This is a genomic window from Streptomyces sp. NPDC001027, from assembly GCF_040299045.1.
In the GTDB taxonomy this organism is placed as follows: Bacteria; Actinomycetota; Actinomycetes; order Streptomycetales; family Streptomycetaceae; genus Streptomyces.
In genome coordinates, this window is record NZ_JBEPBI010000014.1 from 1304 (window position 1) to 20941 (window position 19638).

17 protein-coding genes are annotated in these 19638 nt (G+C 73.4%); 9 read left to right on the forward strand and 8 right to left on the reverse strand.

Annotation, left to right across the window (positions count from 1 at the left end; genetic code table 11):
- Positions 1-188: 188 nt before the first annotated feature.
- Positions 189-971, forward strand: coding sequence for a peroxide stress protein YaaA (yaaA, locus tag ABT300_RS06985; protein ID WP_351672956.1), 783 nt, complete (start codon positions 189-191; stop codon positions 969-971).
- A 231-nt stretch (positions 972-1202) separates the two neighbouring features.
- Positions 1203-1910, forward strand: a complete 708-nt coding sequence (eda, locus tag ABT300_RS06990; protein WP_351672958.1) for a bifunctional 4-hydroxy-2-oxoglutarate aldolase/2-dehydro-3-deoxy-phosphogluconate aldolase — start codon at positions 1203-1205, stop codon at positions 1908-1910.
- A 123-nt stretch (positions 1911-2033) separates the two neighbouring features.
- Here eda and ABT300_RS06995 read toward each other — a convergent pair whose 3' ends face one another.
- From ABT300_RS06995 to ABT300_RS07005, 3 genes are read right to left on the reverse strand one after another with little or no spacing between them, the layout of a single operon-like run.
- Positions 2034-3692: a bifunctional RNase H/acid phosphatase gene (locus ABT300_RS06995; RefSeq protein ID WP_351672960.1), complete on the reverse strand. Its 1659-nt coding sequence runs from the start codon at positions 3690-3692 to the stop codon at positions 2034-2036.
- 20 nt (positions 3693-3712) lie between these two features.
- The gene (locus ABT300_RS07000) at positions 3713-4456 is read right to left on the reverse strand and encodes a zinc ribbon domain-containing protein (protein ID WP_351673021.1); all 744 of its coding nucleotides are present in this window, start codon (positions 4454-4456) and stop codon (positions 3713-3715) included.
- Positions 4453-5310 carry a Nif3-like dinuclear metal center hexameric protein gene (locus ABT300_RS07005; RefSeq protein WP_351672962.1) on the reverse strand — a complete coding sequence of 286 codons (858 nt, stop codon included), beginning with the start codon at positions 5308-5310 and terminating at the stop codon, positions 4453-4455. Before ABT300_RS07005 ends, ABT300_RS07000 begins: the two co-directional genes overlap by 4 nt.
- An 803-nt stretch (positions 5311-6113) precedes the next feature.
- On the opposite strand from ABT300_RS07005, the gene ABT300_RS07010 reads away from it, so the two are divergent.
- Positions 6114-7568, forward strand: coding sequence for a hypothetical protein (locus ABT300_RS07010; RefSeq protein WP_351673022.1), 1455 nt, complete (start codon positions 6114-6116; stop codon positions 7566-7568).
- Between the two features lie 97 nt (positions 7569-7665).
- Positions 7666-7836 (forward strand): hypothetical protein, encoded by a 171-nt coding sequence (locus tag ABT300_RS07015; RefSeq protein ID WP_351672964.1) that lies wholly within the window; start codon positions 7666-7668, stop codon positions 7834-7836.
- A gap of 163 nt (positions 7837-7999) precedes the next feature.
- Here ABT300_RS07015 and ABT300_RS07020 read toward each other — a convergent pair whose 3' ends face one another.
- The 3 genes from ABT300_RS07020 to chsH3 all read right to left on the reverse strand — a co-directional run bounded on the left by ABT300_RS07020 (position 8000) and on the right by chsH3 (position 11037).
- Complete coding sequence (locus tag ABT300_RS07020) at positions 8000-8944, reverse strand: 3-oxoacyl-ACP reductase (RefSeq protein WP_351672966.1); 945 nt, start codon at positions 8942-8944, stop codon at positions 8000-8002.
- Between the two features lie 15 nt (positions 8945-8959).
- Positions 8960-10036, reverse strand: a complete 1077-nt coding sequence (locus ABT300_RS07025; RefSeq protein ID WP_351672968.1) for a Zn-dependent alcohol dehydrogenase — start codon at positions 10034-10036, stop codon at positions 8960-8962.
- Between the two features lie 143 nt (positions 10037-10179).
- Positions 10180-11037: an enoyl-CoA hydratase ChsH3 gene (gene chsH3 / locus ABT300_RS07030; RefSeq protein WP_351672970.1), complete on the reverse strand. Its 858-nt coding sequence runs from the start codon at positions 11035-11037 to the stop codon at positions 10180-10182.
- A 507-nt stretch (positions 11038-11544) separates the two neighbouring features.
- Here chsH3 and ABT300_RS07035 point away from each other — a divergent pair.
- Positions 11545-13161 carry a sensor histidine kinase gene (locus tag ABT300_RS07035; RefSeq protein ID WP_502977886.1) on the forward strand — a complete coding sequence of 539 codons (1617 nt, stop codon included), beginning with the start codon at positions 11545-11547 and terminating at the stop codon, positions 13159-13161.
- Positions 13162-13190: 29 nt separating this feature from the next.
- On the forward strand, positions 13191-13823 hold the full coding sequence (locus ABT300_RS07040; RefSeq protein ID WP_351673023.1) for a response regulator: 633 nt from the start codon (positions 13191-13193) through the stop codon (positions 13821-13823).
- A gap of 5 nt (positions 13824-13828) precedes the next feature.
- Here the strand turns inward: ABT300_RS07040 and ABT300_RS07045 are convergent, their stop codons facing one another.
- Both ABT300_RS07045 and ABT300_RS07050 read right to left on the reverse strand, forming a co-directional pair.
- Positions 13829-14479, reverse strand: a complete 651-nt coding sequence (locus ABT300_RS07045; protein ID WP_351672972.1) for a class I SAM-dependent methyltransferase — start codon at positions 14477-14479, stop codon at positions 13829-13831.
- A gap of 233 nt (positions 14480-14712) precedes the next feature.
- Positions 14713-16455: an MFS transporter gene (locus tag ABT300_RS07050; RefSeq protein WP_351672974.1), complete on the reverse strand. Its 1743-nt coding sequence runs from the start codon at positions 16453-16455 to the stop codon at positions 14713-14715.
- A 263-nt stretch (positions 16456-16718) separates the two neighbouring features.
- On the opposite strand from ABT300_RS07050, the gene ABT300_RS07055 reads away from it, so the two are divergent.
- From ABT300_RS07055 to ABT300_RS07065, 3 genes are all read left to right on the forward strand, one after another.
- The gene (locus ABT300_RS07055; RefSeq protein WP_452994848.1) at positions 16719-18161 is read left to right on the forward strand and encodes an MFS transporter; all 1443 of its coding nucleotides are present in this window, start codon (positions 16719-16721) and stop codon (positions 18159-18161) included.
- A 77-nt stretch (positions 18162-18238) separates the two neighbouring features.
- Positions 18239-18781 carry a SigE family RNA polymerase sigma factor gene (locus tag ABT300_RS07060; protein ID WP_351672977.1) on the forward strand — a complete coding sequence of 181 codons (543 nt, stop codon included), beginning with the start codon at positions 18239-18241 and terminating at the stop codon, positions 18779-18781.
- Positions 18781-19608: a hypothetical protein gene (locus ABT300_RS07065; protein ID WP_351672978.1), complete on the forward strand. Its 828-nt coding sequence runs from the start codon at positions 18781-18783 to the stop codon at positions 19606-19608. The genes ABT300_RS07060 and ABT300_RS07065 overlap by 1 nt, the downstream gene beginning before the upstream one ends.
- Positions 19609-19638 lie beyond the last annotated feature (30 nt).

Sequence of the window (19638 nt, forward strand, 5' to 3'; positions counted from 1 at the left end):
GGCCGAGCAGGCCGAGCAGGCCGAGCAGGCCGAGCAGGCCGAGCAGGCCGAGCAGGCCGAGCAGGCCGAGCAGGCCGAGCAGGCCGAGCAGGCCGAGCAGGCCGAAGCGAACGTCCCGAGCGGGGTGAAGGTCGCGGCGCGGCACGCCGTACGCTGGCGCGGCAGAGCTCTACCGAAGGAGATGTCCCGTGCTGGTCCTGCTGCCGCCCTCCGAAGGCAAGGCGTCCTCGGGGCGCGGCGCCCCGCTCAAGCCGGAGTCCCTGTCGTTGCCGGGGCTGAGCGCGGCCCGCGAGGCCGTCCTCGACGAACTGGTCGAGCTGTGCGCGGCCGACGAGGAGAAGGCGCGCGAGGTGCTCGGACTGAGCGAGGGGCTGCGCGGTGAGATCGCGAAGAACACGCGGCTGCGGACGGCGGGCGCCCGCCCGGCCGGGGAGATCTACACCGGCGTCCTGTACGACTCCCTCGGGCTCGCCTCGCTCGACGCGGCGGCGAAGCGGCGCGCCGCCCGGTCGCTGCTCGTCTTCTCCGGGCTGTGGGGCGCCGTCCGCGTGACGGACCGGATCCCGTCGTACCGCTGCTCGATGGGCGTGAAGCTGCCGGGCCTCGGGGCGCTGGGCGCGCACTGGCGCGCCCCGATGGAGCCGGCGCTGACCGAGGCCGCCGGGGACGGACTGGTGCTGGACCTGCGCTCGGCGGCGTACACAGCAGCCTGGAAGCCGAAGGGCGAGGTCGCGGCACGGACGGCGAGCGTACGGGTGCTGCACGCGCCGACGCGGAAGGTCGTCAGCCACTTCAACAAGGCGACGAAGGGGCGGATCGTACGGAGCCTGCTGGCTGCGGGGATCGCGCCGAAGGGCCCGGCAGCGCTGGTGGAGGCTTTGCGGGACCTCGGCTACACGGTCGAGGAGCACGCGCCGACGCGGCCGGGGACCGCCTGGTCGCTGGACGTCCTGGTGGACGAGGTCCACTGACGGCCGCGGACTCTCCGGTGGCTTCCGATGGCTTCGGGTGGCTTCTGGTCGCTTCGGGTGACATTCGCCGGGGTCCGCCGAGGCCCGCCGAGGCCCTCCGAGGTCTGCTGAGGTCTGCTGGGGTCCGCCGAGGTCTGCTGGCGCGGGGATTCGAACCCGCCCCCTGACCGTGCGTTGCAGCATGCGCAATGACCTTTGCGCCTGCTGCAGGGCGGGGTCAGGATGAGGCGTATGACCTCACCTGCGCCCTCTCCTGCGGCTGCCTCGGTACTGGATCTGACCCCGGCCCCCGTCGTGCCCGTCGTGGTGGTCGAGGACGCCGCCGACGCGGTGCCGCTGGCCCGGGCGCTGGTGGCCGGCGGGCTGCCCGCCATCGAGGTGACCTTGCGGACGCCGGCCGCGCTCGACGCGATCAGGGAGATCTCCGGGGCGGTGCCGGAGGCCGTCGTCGGGGCGGGCACGGTGATCACGCCGGAGCAGGTGACGGCGTGCGGGGCGGCCGGGGCCCGGTTCCTGGTGAGCCCCGGCTGGACGGACGTCCTGCTGGCCGCGTTGCTGGCGTCCGGGCTGCCCTTCCTGCCCGGGGTGTCGACGACGTCGGAGGTCGTCGCGCTGCTGGAGCGGGGCGTGCGGGAGATGAAGTTCTTCCCGGCTCAGGCGGCGGGCGGCACGGCCTACCTGCGTTCGCTCGCCGGACCGCTCCCGCAGGCTCGTTTCTGCCCGACGGGCGGCATCGGCCCGACGAACGCGGCCGCATACCTGGAGCTGCCCAACGTCAGCTGTGTGGGCGGGAGTTGGATGGTTCCGGCCGACGCGGTCGCGGCCCGGGACTGGCGGCGGATCGAGGAGCTCGCCCGGACGGCGTCCGCGCTGAGGACTGCGTCCGGGCGTAGGACTGCGGCCGGGCTGAGGCCTGCGTCCGCCCCAGGCCCGCGCTGAGGACCGAGTCCGGCCCCGGGCCCGCATCCGCGCTCAGGAGCACGACCGCGCCCGGGTCCGCGTCCGATCCCGAGGCCGGGTCCGATCCCGGGTCCGCGTCCGATTCCGTGGCCGCGTCCGCCCTCAGGGCCTCAGGTGGGACGTGTCGTTGAAGAGGCGGACGCTCGCGTTCCCGTCCGCGTAGTAGGCCACGGCCGACAGCGAGGCCGCCGACAGTTCCATGCGGAACAGGGACTCCGGCGGTGCGCCGAGGGCGAGCCGCACGAGCGTCTTGATCGGGGTCACATGGGTGACCAGGAGGACCGTGCGGCCCGCATACGCCGCGACCAGCCGGTCTCGTGCGGCGGCGATCCGTACGGCGGTGGCCGCGAAGCTCTCGCCGCCGCCGGTCGGCTCGGCCTCCGGGTCGGCCAGCCAGGCGTTCAGGTCGTCCGGGTGACGTTCGCGGACCTCGCCGAAGGTCAGTCCCTCCCACGCGCCGAAGTCCGTCTCGATCAGACCGTCCTCGACGGTGACCTCGAGGCCGAGGCGGGCGGCCACGACGCCGGCGGTCTCACGGGTACGGGCAAGCGGGGACGCGAGGATGTGCTGGATCGTGCCACGCCGGGCGAGCGCGGCGGCGACCCGCTCGGCCTGTCCCCTGCCGACGTCCGAGAGCGAGGGATCGGCGCCCCCGCTGCCGGAGAACCGCTTCTGTGGCGTGAGCGGCGTTTCACCGTGCCGCAGCAGCACGAAGGTCGCGGGCGCCCCGAGATCAGGAGCGGCGCCCCAACCGACGGTCGGGGCCGGGGCAGCGGTGGGCCCGGCGGCGGAGGCTGTGGCTTCTGCGGACGCTATGGCTGCGGCTTCGGCTGTGGACTGAGCGACCGCGCGGGCGGCGCGCACGTCGTCGCCGGACTTGGCGCCAGGCTCCACAACGGCTTCCTCAACGGTTTCCACAACGGTTCTCCGCACATCTTCAGCAACGGCTTCCACGCGCATTCCCGGTGCTGTGCCTGCGCGGCCTTGAGCAACCGCTTCCGAACCCGTTTCCCCGACGGCTCCAGAACCGCTTCGCGGAACCGCTTCCGAACCCGTTTCCCCGGCGCGGCCCGAACGGCGTTCCGTAACCGCTTCCACGCGGCTTCCCGCGGCCGCACCCGCGCCGCGTCGCACAACGCCTTCCGAAACTGTTTCCGTTCCGCTGCGCGGCGACGCCTCCACAACCCCTTCCGCAATTCTTTCCGCGGCCGCACGGGACAGGGCCTCGCGGGCCCTCGCCGCGCCCGCGACGGCGTCACCGGGAGGGCCGGACGGCTCGGGGAGGGCCGGGGCGGCGGCGGAGCGGCGGGCGTCGAGCGCGGCGCGTGACGCGCCCTCGTCCCACTGCTCGCCCCGCTTGCCGGCGTCCATCGCCTCGTTCGCGAGGCGGTCGGCGTGCTTGTTCTGCTCGCGCGGGATCCACTCGTAGGCGACCTGCTCAGGCGGGAGCACCCGGGCCGCCTCCGCCGCGAGCGGCTTCATGTCGGGGTGCTTGATCTTCCAGCGGCCCGACATCTGCTCGACGACGAGCTTGGAGTCCATGCGGACGCGCACCCTCGCCGACGGGTCGAGTTCACGGGCGGCCCGCAGGCCGGCCACCAGCCCCCGGTACTCGGCGACGTTGTTGGTGGCGACGCCGATGTACTCGGCGCGCTCGGCCAGCGTCTCCCCGGTCGCCGCGTCGATCACCACGCTGCCGTAGCCCGCGGGTCCCGGGTTGCCCCGCGACCCCCCGTCGGCCTCGACGATGAACTCCCGCACGGTGAAGGCCCCTTACCCGGCTACAGCCCGGACTCGGACGTGCGCACGAGGATGCGGCGGCAGTTCTCGCACCGTACGACCGTGTCGGGCGCGGCCGAGCGGATCTCGTTGATGTCGGTGATGGCCAGCTCCTGGCGGCAGCCCTGGCAGGTGCGCTGGTGGAGCCTGGCCGCGCCGATGCCGCCCTGCTGCTCCCGCAGCTTGTCGTAGAGCTTGAGCAGGTCGGTCGGCAGGGACGCGGCGACGACCTCGCGCTCCTTGGTGACGGTGGCGGCCTCGCCGTCGAGCTCCTCGAAGGAGGCGTTCCGGCGTGCGGTGGCGTCGTCGATCCGACCCTGCACGGAGCCGACCCGCTCGGTCAGCTCGGCGACCCGCTCCTGGGCGCTCTCGCGGCGCTCCATGACCTCCAGGACGACGTCCTCGAGGTCGCCCTGGCGCTTGGCGAGGGAGACGATCTCCCGCTGCAGGTTCTCGAGGTCCTTCGGGGAGGTGACGGCGCCCGAGTCCAGTCGCTGCTGGTCGCGGGTGGCGCGCTGACGCACCTGGTCGACGTCCTGCTCGGCCTTGGTCTGCTCGCGGGCGGTGTCGCTCTCCTCGGTCTGGGCGGCCACGAGGAGGTCGCGCAGCTGGGTGAGGTCCTTGGTCAGCGACTCGATCTCGGCGTGCTCGGGCAGGGACCTGCGCTTGTGCGCGAGCTGCTGCAGACGGACGTCGAGGCCCTGGAGGTCGAGGAGTCGGATCTGGTCGGCGGGCGCGGCGTTCAGTTGGGGGCTCCCATTGAGCTAGAGGTGGCGGTGGACGCCGCGTGGGCGGTCCAGGGGTCGGTGACCGTGCGGGAGACGTGGACCCGCAGGTCCCATCCCCTCCGGTCGGAGATCTCGTCGAGCTGGGCGGCGGCCAGCTCGCACCAGGGCCACTCGGTGGCCCAGTGCGCCGCGTCGAGCAGCGCGAGAGGACTGTGGGCGCGGGCCTCGGAGACGGGGTGGTGGCGCAGGTCCGCGGTGAGGAAGGCGTCGACGCCCGCGGCCCTGACCTGATCGAACAGGCTGTCTCCGGAGCCGCCGCTGACGGCGAGGGTCCGCACGAGCGCGTCCGGGTCGCCCGCCACCCGGATGCCCTGCGCGGTGGCGGGCAGCCGTTCCGCGGCGCGCGCGGCGAGTTCGCGGACGGTGAGCGGGTGGTCGAGCTCGCAGAGGCGGCCGAGACCGCGTCGCCCTTCGGGGTCGCCGCGATCGGGGACGAGGGGTCCCGTGACGCGCAGACCGAGCGCGCCGGCGAGGGCGTCGCTCACGCCGGGATCGGCGCTGTCGGCGTTGGTGTGCGCGACGTGCAGGGCGATGTCGTTCTTGATGAGGGTGTGCACGACGCGGCCCTTGAACGTGGAGGCCGCGACGGTGGTCGTACCGCGCAGATACAGCGGGTGGTGGGTGACGAGCAGGTCGGCGCCGAGCTTCACGGCCTCGTCGACGATCTCCTGGACGGGATCGACGGCGAAGAGGACCCGGGAGACCTCCTGGTCGGGATCGCCCACGACGGTGCCGACCGCGTCCCAGGACTCGGCCCGCTCGGAGGGCCACAGATCGTCCAGCGCGGCGATGACTTCAGACAGACGGGGCACGAACGAAAGGCTACCTGGCCGTTCTGCGGGGAGGTACCGCCGCCTCGGCATGCACACGCCTTCCGCGACCCTCAGGCGAATCGCTTCTGCACCACTCTTACGAGGGAAGAAGACCGCCCGTGGGTCCCACGCCCGTGCGTGCGAAAACTAGCTTCGTCGCCGGAGGTGGCGGAACGATGACGATGCCGGCCTGTGCGATCGAGCCCACCGCGGCGGCGGACGGGGAGGACCGGGAGTACCCGGAGGACGGGGCGGACCCGGGAGAGGGGGAGAGTCCGGAGGGCGGGGGCGGTCCGGACGGCCGGCAGGCCCCCGCGAACGGCAGGGAACCCGCGGACGGTGTGGAACCCGAGGCCGAAGAGGGGCCGGCTCCCCTCGAGTCTCCGGCGCTCCTGACGCTCCCGGGGGCTCAGGACTGCTGGGAGGCGCCGGCCTTCCTGGGAGCCGCGGATCTCACGGAGGCCCCGGATCTCCCAGAGGCTCCGGACTTCCCGGCAACGCCGACGCTCCCGGAGGGCCGCGCCGCCGCCGGGACGACGCACACGCAACGCATGCACCCCGCGCGGCCTGCGCGGGGTGCATGGCCGACCGAGCTCTCCCAGCTCACGCACCACACACATCCCACGACGCACGCACAACCCACGCACCACACACAGCCCACGACGCACGCACAACCCACGCACCACACACAGCCCACGACGCACGTACAGCTCACGCACCACATGCAGTCCACGGATCACACGCAGCCCACGGACCACATGCAGCCCGCGCAGTCCCAGCAGCCCATGCAGCCCGCGCTGCACATGCCGGCACGGGGCGTCGACGTTCACGGCGTCGCGCCCCCCGCGTCCTGGGTGCTGACCGCGAACGGCGCCTACGCCGCGCGCCTCACCCGGGACGGCGACTCGTGGTTCCCCGAGCGCTGGACCCTGGACGGCCCCGAGCCGTACGCCGTGCCGCTGCCCGGCAACCAGCCCGAGGAGCCCGGCACGGAGGTCCAGCCGATGGCCGACGGCCGGGTCCTGATCAGGCGGCCGACCGACGGACGGCACGCGTTCTCCCTGCTGTACCCGACCGGACCCGGCACCGGCGAGCTGCCCCTGGGCGCCGTCGAGTGCCCGGACGACGGCGTGGAGCTGCGCCTGCTCCCGCCGGCCCCCTGCGGCGAGCGCGCGTACGCCCTCGCCGTCGGCCCCTGGACGACGGCCGTGTGGCTGGTCGCGGGCGGCGCCTTCGGCCCCGAGCACGTCGCCGAGATCCCCGGCCGGTGCTCCGGCGGCGTGTGGCTGGACCGCACCGGCCGCATGCTCGCGCTGGACCGTGAGGTCGGCGGACGGACCAAGGCCGTCGTGGTGGACCTGGAGCGCGGCGGCGAGGTGTCGCCGCTGCTGCAGATCTCCGCGGACAGCGACGACCGTGTGCTGCTCGCCGATCCGGACAGCGGACTGCTGCTGATCAGCTCGGACGCCCCTTCGCCGGGAGAGGCCCGGCTGGGCTGGGGCGTCGTGGGCAGCACGCTGCCGGTCCGCTTCCCGGAGTCCCTGCGGCTGCCCGGCCTCGCGCTGACGCCCTTCGCGATCCAGCCGGGTCAGGCCCTACTGCCGGAGGCGTGCGCGGTGGCGCTACGCATCGACGGCCCCTTCGGCGCCTGGGTGGGCGTCTGGCGTCCCACGGAACGCCGACTGCATCAACTGGCCGCCCCCGAGGGCTGGCTGACGGGCAGTGGGCTGTGGACGCCCGACGGCGTGCTGCGGCTGCCGTACGCCACGACGGCGGAACCCTGCGGGGTGGCGCCTCTCACGGCTCCGGCCGTGGGCTCGCCCGAGGCCTCGGCCGGAGCCGTGACAGGCGCGGCCGCAACTGCCGAGGACGGCACGCCCGCCGCCCTCCGCCGGCCCGAGGAAGCACCGCGACACACCACGACACCATCCGGCACGACACAACCCGGCATGTCACAACCCGACGCGACACAGCCCGACGCGACACAACCCGGCACGACACAACCCGACGCGACACAACCCGACGCGACACAACCCGGCATGTCACGGCCCTGCGCGACCCAGCCCGACTGGACGCGCTCCGACTGGACGCCGCTCGACAGGACATCGTCCGAGGCGCTCCCCTACTGGGCATCGCCGTACGAGGCGGGCGCGTCCGGCGGAGCCGTGGACGCCGGGTGGGCGTCGCAGCCGACGCCGGCCGCCGCCCGTCCCGTGCCCCTGCAACAGGCCCCGCTCGGCCGACTTGTAACGAAGTAGCGGCGGTTGGCGTGGCCGCCTGGATTCGCCCCGCGGTGTGCTGGATAAAATCGCCCGGCTGTAAAGAAAGATCATGTTGACGGGGTGAATTCTTCCGATGAGCGACACAAGCACCATGCAGGCGCCGTCCGCCGACCTCCAGGAGACGGCCGGACACGGCCGCCACCGGGGCCCGGTCTCGGCCCACGAGGCCGACTCGGCTCCTCACGGTCGGCATCGCAGGCCGGCCGTGAACGGGGCCGACGACACGACCGAAGCGGCTGCCTGACAGTACGCCGTAGGGGCCCGGTCGTCCATGGACGGCCGGGCCCCTACGCATGTCGTGCCCTCGCCTTCTTCCGACGCCTCGGCGTGGACGGCGCCTCGCCCCCCTCCCGGCGCCTCGCCCCCTCCCGACGTCTCGCCGTGGACGGCGTCTCGTCGTGGACGGGCTAACCGCGTCGCAGGCCCAGCACCTCGGCCGCCGCGAACGTCTCGCCGTCCGGCCGGTCCGCGTAGTACCCGCCGAGGACGGCGTCCAGCTCGTCGAAGCTGAACGCGTCCTGCTTGCTGTCGAACTTCGCCGCCACCCGGGGCCGTTCGACGACCGCGACGATGCCTCCGTGCACGACGAACAGCTGCCCGTTGACCCGCGCGGCCGCCGGCGCCGCCAAGTAGCCGACGAGCGGGGCGACATGCTCCGGGGCGAGCGGGTCGAGGCCGTCCGCCGGCTGCTCGAACCCGGCGAAGACGTCCGCCGTCATCCGGGTGCGGGCGCGGGGGCAGATCGCGTTGGCGGTCACGCCGTACCTGGCGAGCGCGAGGGCCGTGGAGGTCGTCAGGCCGACGATCCCGCCCTTCGCCGCCGCGTAGTTGGGCTGCCCCGCGGAGCCGGCGAGGAACGCCTCCGACGAGGTGTTCACGATCCGCCCGTACACCGGGGCGCCCGCCGCCTTGGAACGCTCGCGCCAGTGCTCGGCGGCGAAGCGGGTGGTGTTGAAGTGGCCCTTGAGGTGGACCCGGATCACCGAGTCCCACTCCTCCTCCGCCATGGAGAAGACCATGCGGTCGCGCAGGATGCCCGCGTTGTTGACGACGACGTCCAGCGTGCCGAACTCCGCGATCGCCGCGCCGACGAGCTCGCGGGCCTGCCGGAAGTCGGACACGTCCCCGGTGTGGGCGAGCGCGGCGCCGCCCGCGGCCCGGATCTCCGCCGCGACCTCCTGCGCAGGCCCTGCCGACGCCTCGCCGGAGCCGTCACGGCCGGGCTGTCCGTAGTCGTTGACGACGACGGCCGCGCCCAGCCGGGCCAGCTCCAGCGCCTCGGCGCGCCCGAGCCCGCGCCCGGCGCCCGTGACGATCGCGGTCAGCCCTTCGAGGGGCAGTGGCAGTGACATCGGGGCTGCCGCCTCTCAGATCTCTATGCACGTACGGAGCGCCGCACCGGTGCGCATCTGGTCCAGCGCCTCGTTGATCTCGGAGAGCGCCACACGGTGGGTGATCAGGCCCTCGAGGTCGATGCGGCCGGCCCGCCACAGGGCGATCGTCCGCTCGTAGGAGCGCAGGACGTCTCCGCCGCCGTACATCGAGGGCAGGATCCGCTTCTCGTCGAAGAACAGCTCGAACATGTTGAGCTGGAGGTAGTCGTCCAGGGCTCCCGCGCCGACGACGACGAGGGTGCCGCCGCGCCGGGTGTTCTCGTAGGCGGTGCGGGCGGTGGCGGAGCGGCCGACCACCTCGAAGACGTAGTCGAACCCCTCCCCGCCGGTGACCAGTTGCTTCGTTCCGGGCAGCTCGTCCGGTGAGACGGCCTTCGTGGCGCCGAACCGCAGGGCGGCCTCCCGGCGCGAGGCGACCGGGTCGACGGCGACGATCTCGGCGGCGCCCTTGAGCCGCGCGCCCTGGATCGCGGAGACGCCGACGCCTCCGCAGCCGATGACGGCGACCGACGAACCGGCTTCCACGTCGGCCGTGTTGAGGGCGGCGCCCAGTCCCGTGGTCACCCCGCAGCCGATGAGGGCGGCGATGTCGAAAGGCACGTCGTCCGGGATCGGGACCGCGCAGCCGGCGTCGACCACGACCTCCTCGGCGAAGGTCCCGGTGCCGGCGAAGCCGAACACGTCGCCGCCCGGACGGCGGAAGTTGGGGGTGCCCGCGTTCATGAAGCCTGCCAGGCACAGCTCGGTCTGGCCGCGCTTGCAGGCGGGGCAGGCGCCGCAGGCCGGCAGCCAGCAGACCACGACCCGGTCGCCGGGCTTCACCCGGGTGACGCCCTCGCCGACCTCGATGACCTCGCCCGCGCCCTCGTGGCCTGGCACGAAGGGTGCGGGCTGGGGCAGCACCCCGCCCATCGCGGAGAGGTCCGAGTGGCACAGCCCGGTGGCCCGTACCCGGATCCTGACCCGTCCGGGCCCGAAGCCCACGGCCTCGACGTCGTCGAGGACCTCCAGCTTGTCCTGGCCGATCTCGTGCAGTACGGCTGCGCGCATTGGTGCGGCTCCCCTCGGACCCCTGACGGGCGGTGTTCTGACGGGCGTTCTGACGGGCTGTGTTCGGCGGGCGGTGCTCTGACGGGCGGTGTTCTGGCGGGCAGTGTTCTGACGGGCGGTTCCCGTGATGTGGGACGGGTGGTTCAGGAGTGCTGGACGACGGTGTCGGCGAGGACCGCCGCGTCGTCGCGCTCGACCGCGCTCACGGCCGCCCGCACCTCGCCCGCACCTCGCCACATCCGGATGCGCAGGGTCTCGCCGGGGTACACCACTCCGGCGAACCGCGTGGCGTAGGAGCGGACCCGGCCGACGTCCCCGTCGAGCAGGGTGTCGACGATCGCCTTGAGCGTGACGCCGTAGGTGCACAGGCCGTGCAGGATGGGCCGGTCGAACCCGGCGAGCTTCGCGAACTCGGGGTCGGCGTGCAGCGGGTTGTAGTCGCCCGAGAGGCGGTAGAGGAGCGCCTGGTCCTCGCGCAGGGCCCGTTCGAGCGTCCTGTCGGGCTCGCCGGCGGGCGGCTCGAGCCGGGCGGACGGGCCGCGGTCCCCGCCCCAGCCGCCCTCGCCGCGGACGAAGATCTGGGCGTCGTTGGTCCACAGGGGCCCGTCCGCGTCGGCGACCTCGGTGCGCATGACGAGCACGGCGGCGCTGCCCTTGTCGTACACGCCGGCGATGCGTCCGGTGGCGGTGGCCCGGCCCTCGGCCGGGATGGCCCGGTGGATCTCCAGGCGCTGGCCGCCGTGCAGGACCCGGGCGAGGTCGACCTCGACGCCGGGCATGGACAGCGAGCTGATCACGCCCGGCGAGCCCGAGCCCGCGACGGTGGCGAAGCTCGGCAGGACGTGCAAGCGGGACTCCAGCGTGTAGCGCAGTTCGTCGGCGTCGGTGGCCGGGACGCCCGCGCCGATGCCGAGGTGGTACAGCTGGACGTCCCGGCGGTCCCAGGCGATCTCGCCGGTCCGGGGTTCGGCGGCGAGCGCCTTGGCTGCGTCGATGGGCATGGAGCTCCTGATCGTTCGGATCCGTCGCGATCAACGGATCGCGTCGGATCGCCATCGGATCGTGTCGAATCGGTCCTGATCGATCGGATCGGCCGGATGGGCTGGATCGGCTGGATCGGCTGGATGGGCTGGAGCGATCGGATCGGCTGGATCGATCGGTTCAGGTGGTTCGATCGAGTCGTTCGGAGACCTCGGCACGGCCGTCCGCACCGATCGGCCGCACCGAGGTCGTCACGGGGCCGCGGAACCCGCCCGAGCGAGCAGATCTAGAACGCGTTCCAGCGCGGCGACCCCCTGTATAGCCCAGGCCTCCGGAGTTGTGAAGACACCTGACGGCATGTCAGATACAGGACGCCGCGTGGTGGACACGGCGACCGATGACATTTGTCCCGCCCGGGTCCGTACATCCGGCTCTGCCGCGTGCGGCCCCGGAAACGTAGCGTCGGAGACACACCGCCCCGGCGCGACGGGCGGCACACGGAAACCGACGAACCGGGGGACACCACCATGAGGAGATCACCGGCGCAGTGGCGGAGCGCACTCGCCTGCCGGACGGCGGCCTGGCGCTCGGAGCTGCGGACGGGACGCGAGCGGCAGCAGCGCTGGAAGGAGGACAAGAACCGCCACAAGGCCGAACTGAAGGCCGCCCGCAAGGCCGGGCAGGCCCCGGTCCCGGTCCCCGAGGACCCCGGTCCGCCGCCCAACGGCTTCTCCCTGCTGCCCTGGCTCCTGATGGGGATGGGCGCGCTCTCCCATCTCTTCCAGGGCGAGACGCCCAACCCGTGGATCGGCGGGCTCGGGCTGCTGACGTTCAACTCGCTCTACATCTACGTCGCCTTCCGCGCCTTCGCGAAGGAGACCCGCGACGCGGTGTCCACACGGGTGGCGCTGGTCCTGCTGGCCCTCGTGACCTGTGCTCTCGCCGTGGGCTACGGCGGCAACTGGCTCCTGTTCTTCCCGCTGCTGGGCCTCGCGACGGGCGCGGTCCTGCGCGGACACGGGCTGCGTGGGATCGGCACCGCCGTGGCCGTCCTGGCAGGCGCGGTCGCCGTCGTCCACGACAGCTGGAGCAGCGCTCTGACCATCGCCTACGCCACCTGGATCTCGACGATGGTCACGGCCGCGATCCTCTCCCTCTCCGAAGCGGTCCGGGAGCTGCGCGCCGCCCGCGAGGAACTGGCCCGGCGGGCGGTGGAGGAGGAGCGGCTGCGGTTCTCCCGCGATCTGCACGATCTGCTGGGCCACACCCTCTCCGTGATCGTGGTGAAGTCGGAGGCGGCCAGACGGCTGGCGCCGCGCGACATGGACGCGGCTCTCTCCCAGGTCACGGACATCGAGGCGGTCGGCCGTCAGGCCCTGACCGAGATCCGCGAGGCGGTCACCGGCTACCGCGAGGGCAGCCTGGCCACGGAGTTGGAGCGGGCCCGCTCGGCCTTGACGGCGGCGGGCGTCGAACCGTCGGTGACCCGTTCCGGCCCGCAGCTGGAGCCGCAGACCGCGGCTCTGCTGGGCTGGGTGGTGCGCGAGGCGGTCACCAACGTCATCCGGCACAGCGGGGCCGCCCGGTGTGCGATCACGGTGGCGGGCGCGGCGGACCGGGTGCGGCTGACGGTGACGGACGACGGGGTCGGTCTGGGCGAGGACGAGGGCGTGGAGGACTGCTGCGCGCGCGGCGGCACCGGACTGACCGGTCTGCGCGAGCGTCTGGCGTCGGCGGGCGGCTCCTTGACGGCGGACCGGGCGCCGGGCGGCGGCTTCCGGGTCACGGCGGAGCTGCCGGCGGACACCAGGGCGGACGTGGGCTCCCGGTCGGACACGGGCACCCGGGCAGCCTCCGACTTCCGAGCGGACACCGACTTCCGAGCGGACTCCGACGCCCAAGCGGCCTCCGACGTTCGGCCCGGCGCGGACGGCGGCCCGGACACGGCGGGCACGGTGTCCCGGGAAGGTGCACAAGGCTCGGAGGCCGCACAAGGCTCGGAGGGCGCACAGGGCCCGGAGGCCGCACAGGCATCGCAGGGCGCACAGGGCTCGGAAGGCGCACAGGCGGTCCGGTCCCGCGTCGCGCCGGAGCCCGCGCACGGGGCGCGTTCCGCGGTCGGCGGCCCTAACCTTGGGCCGTGACCGAGATGCCGGGTGGGCCCGTGAACGAGATGCCGCGCGACCGACGTCCCGCCAAGTGCATCCGGGTGCTGCTCGCCGAGGACCAGCAGATGATGCGCGGTGCGCTGGCGCTGCTGCTGGGCCTGGAGGCCGACATCGAGGTGGTCGCGCAGGTCGGCGTTGGCGACCGGATCGTGGAGTCGGCCCTGCTCCATCGCCCGGACGTCGCTCTCCTCGACATCGAGCTGCCCGGCATCAGCGGCCTGGACGCCGCCGCCGAGCTGCGCGAGCAGACGCCCGACTGCCGGGTGCTGATCCTGACCACGTTCGGCCGGCCCGGCTATCTGCGCCGCGCCATGGAGGCGGGCGCCGCCGGGTTCCTGGTCAAGGACGGCCCGGTGGAGGAGCTGGCGGCGGCGATCCGCCGGGTGCTGGCAGGGGAGACCGTCGTGGACCCGGCGCTCGCCGCGGCCGCGCTGGGCGCCGGCCCGAACCCGCTCACCGCCCGCGAGCGCGACGTCCTGAACGCCTCCGTGGACGGTGCGACGGTCGCCGACATCGCGGCCAGGCTGCATCTGTCGGAGTCCACGGTCCGCAACTACCTCTCCTCCGCCATCGGCAAGACGGGCGCCCGCAACCGCATGGAGGCCATGCGCGAGGCCCGTCAACAGGGCTGGCTGTAAAGCGGTCAGATCCCCTTGCCGGTCCGCCGCAGCACCCGCAGCGAGCCGGTGTCCGAGACCTCCGTGAAGGCCCCCGACGCCAGGGCGCGCAGGTAGACGCGGTAGGGGGCCTGGCCGGTGAACTCGTCGACCGGGTCGGGGAAGACGTCGTGGATGACGAGGAGCCCGCCCTCGGCGACGTGCGGCGCCCAGCCCTCGTAGTCGGAGGCGGCGTGCTCGTCGGTGTGACCGCCGTCGACGAAGACCAGGCCGAGGGGCGTGCTCCAGAACGCGGCGATCTGCGGCGACCGTCCGACCAACGCGACGACGTGCTCCTCCAGACCCGCCCGGTGCAGGGTGCGGCGGAAGGCGGGCAGCGTGTCCATGAGGCCGATCTCGGGGTCGACGGTCTCGGGGTCGTGGTACTCCCAGCCGGGCTGCTGCTCCTCGCTGCCCCGGTGGTGGTCGAGGGTGAGGGCGCTGACCCCGGCCCGGCGTGCCGCGTCCGCGAGGAGGATCGCGGAGCGCCCGCAGTAGGTGCCGATCTCCAGCAGCGGCAGCCCGAGGGTTCCCGCCTCGACGGCGGCGGCGTACAGCGCGAGCCCCTCGTCGAGCGGCATGAACCCCTTCGCCGCCTCGAACGCGGCCAGGATCTCGGGCTGGGGCACCGCGGGCATGGGGGTCCTTCCGACGGACGTACGACTGAGCCCGCCCATGCTGCCCCACCCGCGGGCGACGCCGACGACAGGGGTGCGGAAACGGCGGGAAAGGGCTTCCATGGCCGCATCTTCCGCCCGCGCGGCAGGGCTGTACGGCCGCACCCCCTGTCGGCCGCGCGACAGGGGGTGCGGAATATATGTGCGGAAGTGTCGGCGCCCGGGACGGGGCGAGGCGGGGCGGGTCCGGGCGGTCAGGCCTTGACGGTCTCGCCCGGGAGGGACAGGTCCAGGTCCACCGGACGGGCGTCGCCCTCATGGGTCGCGGAGCTCGCCAGGGGGCCGTGACCCACTGCCTTCGCGGCGAGGACGTAGGGCCCCTGGGCCGGGACGGCGAGGGCGTAGCTGCCGTCCGGCTCGGAGAGGGTCGCGCCGGCCTGACGGCCGCGGCGGTCGATGAGGGTGACCCGGGCGCGGGCGACGGGGGCGCCGTCAGCGTCCAGCACCCGGCCGCGGAAGCCCCGCAGGGTCTGCTCGGCGCGTGCCTGCACGGCGTCCTCCTCGCTGCTGGCGCGCAGCTGCGAGACGTCCGACGGGCGCTGCTGCCGGGGCAGGAACAGGGCGAGGACCAGGCCGACCGCGACGGCGGCGGTGGCGATCAGGAAGGAGACGCGGAAGCCGTGCATGGTGGGCACGGCGACCCCGCCGACGTCGTTCGCGGTGTTGGCCAGCACCATGCCGATGACGGCGCTCGACACCGACGTCCCGATGGAGCGCATGAGGGTGTTGAGGCCGTTGGCCGCGCCGGTCTCGGAGGCCGGGACCGCGCCGACGATCAGCGCGGGCAGCGAGGAGTAGGCGAGGCCGATGCCCGCGCCGAGGACGACCGCGATGACGAGGCTCTGCCAGGCGGCGCTCATCAGGCCGAGGCCCGCGCCGTAGCCGATCGCGATGATCAGCATGCCGAGGATCAGGGTGACCTTGGGGCCGTACTTGGCGGACAGCCGGGCGTAGACGGGCGCGGTGACCATCATCGTCAGGCCGAGCGGGGCGACGAGCAGGCCGGCGGCGACCATCGACTGACCGAGACCGTAGCCGGTGGCCTTCGGCAGCTGGAGCAGCTGTGGCAGGACCAGGGAGACGACGTAGAACGAGACGCCGACCATGATCGAGACGAGGTTGGTGAAGAGGACGGCCGGACGGGCCGTGGTGCGCAGGTCCACCAGCGGCGCCTTCACCCGCAGTTCCATGACGCCCCACAGGACGAGGACGACGGCCGCGGCGGCGAACAGGCCGAGGGTGGTGCCGGAGGTCCAGCCCCAGTCGCTGCCCTTGGTGATGGGCAGCAGGAACAGCACGAGTCCGGCGGAGAGGCCGATCGCGCCGAGGACGTCGAAGGCGCCCTCCGCACGCGCCGGGGACTCGGGGACGACGAGGAGGGTGAGGGCGATGGCGAGCGCGCCGAGGGCGGCGGCGCCGTAGAAGAGGGCGTGCCAGTCGGCGTGCTGGGCGACCAGGGCGGCGAGCGGCAGGGCGAGGCCGCCGCCGACGCCGATGGAGGAGCTCATGAGGGCCATCGCCGAGCCGAGCTTCTCGCGCGGCAGCATGTCCCGCATCAGACCGATGCCGAGCGGGATCGCGCCCATGGCGAAGCCCTGGAGGGTGCGGCCGGCGATCATCGTGATCAGGTCGCTGGTGAGCGCGCTGACCAGCGCGCCGACGACCATGACGGCGAGGCTGGCGATGAGCAGGCGGCGCTTGCCGTACAGGTCGCCGAGGCGGCCCATGATCGGGGTGGCCACGGCGCCGGAGAGCAGGGTCGAGGTCAGGACCCAGGTGGCGTCGCTGGGCGAGGCGCCGAGCAGCTGGGGCAGGTCCTTGATGACCGGGACGAGCAGGGTCTGCATCACCGCGACCACGATGCCCGCGAAGGCGAGGACCGGGACCACGGCTCCGCTCGTCTCGCGGGTGGGCCGGTCGGTGGTCGTGTGCGTCATGAGGGGGTGCCTCCGGGCGGTGGTTCGGTGATTACATGGGAGCTGAACCTGTATGCACGGGCAACTATTCCGATGCTTCGGCGTACTAACGATTTCTTTATCCTCTCTTGACCCCGGCTCGGCTCCCCCGTCCCGGAGCGCGTCCCTTCTGGACTCCGGCTCGGGTCCGCCCTCACTGCGGACCGGGTTCGCTCTGGACTCCGGCTCGGGTCCGCGGACCCAGGCCGAAAAACCGATGCAACGGGCACAAGCCCGTTGAGACCATGACGCCCATGCTGGAGACCGCCGACACCGCCCGCGCCCGGAGATCCCCCAGATCCCCCCGCACCGCGCCCCCCGCCTGGCTGCTCGTGGCGCTCGCCTGCGCCGGACAGTTCCTCGTCGTGCTCGACATCTCCGTGGTCAACGTGGCCCTGCCGTCGATGCGGGCGGACCTCGGCATGACCTCCGCCGGGCTGCAGTGGGTGGTGAACGCCTACTCCATCGCCTTCGCCGGGTTCATGCTGCTCGGCGGCCGGGCCGGCGACCTGTACGGGCGCAAGCGGACGTTCCTCACCGGGCTCGCCCTGTTCACCCTGGCCTCGCTGGCCGGCGGCCTGGCGCAGAGCGGCTGGCAGCTGCTGCTCGCCCGGGCCGTCCAGGGTCTGGGCGCCGCGGTGCTGGCCCCGGCCACCCTGACGATCGTCACCGCCGCCGTGCCCGAGGGCGCCGCGCGGGCGCGGGCCATCGCGACGTGGACGGCGGTGGGCGCGGGCGGCGGGGCCGCGGGCGGGCTCGTCGGCGGAGGGCTCGTCGACCTGCTGTCCTGGCGCTGGGTGCTGCTGATCAACGTGCCGGTCGGCGTGCTGGTGCTGCTCGGCTCGCTGCGCTGGCTCCGCGAGAGCCGGGCCGGGGACGGACGGCGTCTGGACCTGCCGGGCGCACTGCTCGTCACGGCCGGCCTCGCCACCCTGGCTTACGGCATCTCGCAGACCGAGTCCGCGGGCTGGACGGCGTCGGCCGCCCTCGTGCCGCTGGCCGCCGGGCTCGCCCTGGTCGCGCTGTTCCTCGTCGTGGAGGCCGGGACCGCGGCCCCGCTGATGCCGCTCGGCCTGTTCCGGCTGCGGACGGTGTCCGCGGCGAACGCCGCCATGTTCGTGAACGGCTCGGCCATGTTCTCGATGTGGTTCTTCATGACCCTGTATCTGCAGAACGCGCTCGGCTACACCCCGCTGGACGCGGGCCTGGCACTGGTGCCCAGCTCGCTGGCCGTCGTCGCCGGATCCAAGCTCGCCCCCCGCCTGATGCGCGCCGCCGGGGCCCGCACCGCGGCCGTGCTGGGCACGCTGCTGGCGGCGACCGGGTTCGCGTGGCAGTCCACGATGCAGGTGGACGACGGGTACGTCACCGGGATCATGCTGCCGGGCGTGCTGATGATGCTGGGCGGCGGCCTGGGCACCACCCCGCTCGCCGCGCTGGCCACCTCCGGCGCCGCGCCGGGCGAGGCCGGACTGGTGTCGGGCCTGGTCAACACCTCCCGCACGATGGGCGGCGCGCTGGGCCTCGCGGTGCTGTCGGCGCTGGCCGCCTCCCGCACCGCCGGCCGCGGCGCCCCGGAGGCGCTGACGGAGGGGTACGCCCTGGCGTTCCGCACGGGCACGGGGGTGCTGCTGGCGGGGGCGGCGCTGGCGCTGCTGTGGCTGCCGCGGAGAAGTCCCGCCCGCTGAGGCCGCGGAGAATTCCCGCCCGCCGAGGCAACGATCCGGGCCTCTCATGGCCTCCTTTGAACATCTAGGAGGTGCCCATGGGGGATCGGGAGCAGGACAGGGACACAGCGTTCCAGGCTTTCGTCGTCGGCCGCTGGGCGCGGCTGATGCGCACGGCATTTCTCCTCACGGGGGAACAGCACGCCGCGGAGGACCTGGTCCAGTCGACGCTGGAGCAGGTCTACGTCGCCTGGCGCAGAGTCGGCGCGGCGGACGAGCCGGAGGCGTACGTACGACGCGTGATGATCAACGCCCACGCCCGCAGGCACCGCAGGAAGCTGCGCGAGCTGCTCGCCCCGAGGGACGACGGGTCGGGCCTAGCCCATGAGACCCCGGCCCCCGGCGACCTGATCGCGCGGGCCGACGACCGGCAGACCTTGTTGCGTGCGCTGGCCGCGTTGCCGCCGCGGCAGCGGGCGGCGGTGGTGCTGCGCTACTGGGAGGACCTGACGGAGACGCAGACGGCCGAGGCGATGGGCTGTTCCGTGGGCACCGTGAAGAGCAACGCGGCCAAGGGGATCGCGAAGCTCCGAGCCATACCGGAACTGGCGGACGGCGTGATGCACGGAGGGCGGAAGTGATGGGCGCGGACCGGGAGACGAACCACGACATGGCGGCACACGACATCGCGTTCCTGCTGGCCGGCGCCGCGGACGGGGTGGAGATCGGCATAGCCCCCACCCAGGCGCTGATCCGCGGCGGACGGCGGCGCAGAGCCCGGCGCTGGGCGGTCGCGGCGGCCACCGCGCTGGTGGTCGTCGGCTCGACGGGGGCGCTCGCGGTCACCGGGCTGCCGGGCGGCGACGGGGACCGGGCGACGCCCGCGGCGACGGAGCGGGTCACGCAGTCGCCGACGCCGTTCCAGCCGCACAACCGGGTCACCCTCGCGAGCGGCACGGACGACGGCGAGCCATGGCGGGTCACCCTCGACCTCTGGCCGGCGCCGATCGACGTCCAGGACGCCAGGGCCATGATGAAGGCGATGGCGGAGTACGAGGAGTTTCCCGCGGGCGTGAGCGAGCCCGGCGACCTGGTCGGCAAGAGCGCCTACTTCGTGCAGCGCAACATCGGAGAGGCGGCGACGGCCCGCTCGATCATGGCCCTGCACGGTCTGGCCGGGGAGGGCGACGCCCTCTCGGACAAGGGGTTGTACGCCGTTGCGTACCGGCTCGGCGCTTACGAGGACGAGGCCGAACGGCTGGTGATCGGCCAGGTCGCCAAGACCGCCCGGCAGGTGACGTGCACCTGGAAGAACGGCACGAAGACCACGATCAGCCGGGTGCCCGCGACCACCGGCGTCCGTGCCGACGCCCCGACCGTCCGCACGATCGACGACTCCCCGTACAACTGGTTCGTCTGCCTGGCGCCCCAGGGGACCGCGTTCGCGTCGGTGAAAGTGACCGGGTGATCCGACAGGAGTGCCCGCTAGGGTGGCGGG

What these genes read in the sequence shown, in the direction of transcription:
- ABT300_RS07020 (WP_351672966.1), bottom strand. Translation starts at nt 8,944, where the DNA reads ATGTCACTGCCACTGCCCCTCGAAGGGCTGACCGCGATCGTCACGGGC.
- ABT300_RS07060 (WP_351672977.1), top strand. Translation starts at nt 18,239, where the DNA reads ATGGGGGATCGGGAGCAGGACAGGGACACAGCGTTCCAGGCTTTCGTC.
- ABT300_RS07015 (WP_351672964.1), top strand. Translation starts at nt 7,666, where the DNA reads ATGAGCGACACAAGCACCATGCAGGCGCCGTCCGCCGACCTCCAGGAG.
- ABT300_RS07050 (WP_351672974.1), bottom strand. Translation starts at nt 16,455, where the DNA reads ATGACGCACACGACCACCGACCGGCCCACCCGCGAGACGAGCGGAGCC.
- ABT300_RS07025 (WP_351672968.1), bottom strand. Translation starts at nt 10,036, where the DNA reads ATGCGCGCAGCCGTACTGCACGAGATCGGCCAGGACAAGCTGGAGGTC.
- ABT300_RS07035 (WP_502977886.1), top strand. Translation starts at nt 11,545, where the DNA reads ATGAGGAGATCACCGGCGCAGTGGCGGAGCGCACTCGCCTGCCGGACG.
- ABT300_RS07055 (WP_452994848.1), top strand. Translation starts at nt 16,719, where the DNA reads ATGACGCCCATGCTGGAGACCGCCGACACCGCCCGCGCCCGGAGATCC.
- chsH3 (WP_351672970.1), bottom strand. Translation starts at nt 11,037, where the DNA reads ATGCCCATCGACGCAGCCAAGGCGCTCGCCGCCGAACCCCGGACCGGC.
- ABT300_RS07010 (WP_351673022.1), top strand. Translation starts at nt 6,114, where the DNA reads ATGCCGGCACGGGGCGTCGACGTTCACGGCGTCGCGCCCCCCGCGTCC.
- ABT300_RS07040 (WP_351673023.1), top strand. Translation starts at nt 13,191, where the DNA reads ATGCCGCGCGACCGACGTCCCGCCAAGTGCATCCGGGTGCTGCTCGCC.
- eda (WP_351672958.1), top strand. Translation starts at nt 1,203, where the DNA reads ATGACCTCACCTGCGCCCTCTCCTGCGGCTGCCTCGGTACTGGATCTG.
- ABT300_RS07045 (WP_351672972.1), bottom strand. Translation starts at nt 14,479, where the DNA reads ATGCCCGCGGTGCCCCAGCCCGAGATCCTGGCCGCGTTCGAGGCGGCG.
- ABT300_RS07065 (WP_351672978.1), top strand. Translation starts at nt 18,781, where the DNA reads ATGGGCGCGGACCGGGAGACGAACCACGACATGGCGGCACACGACATC.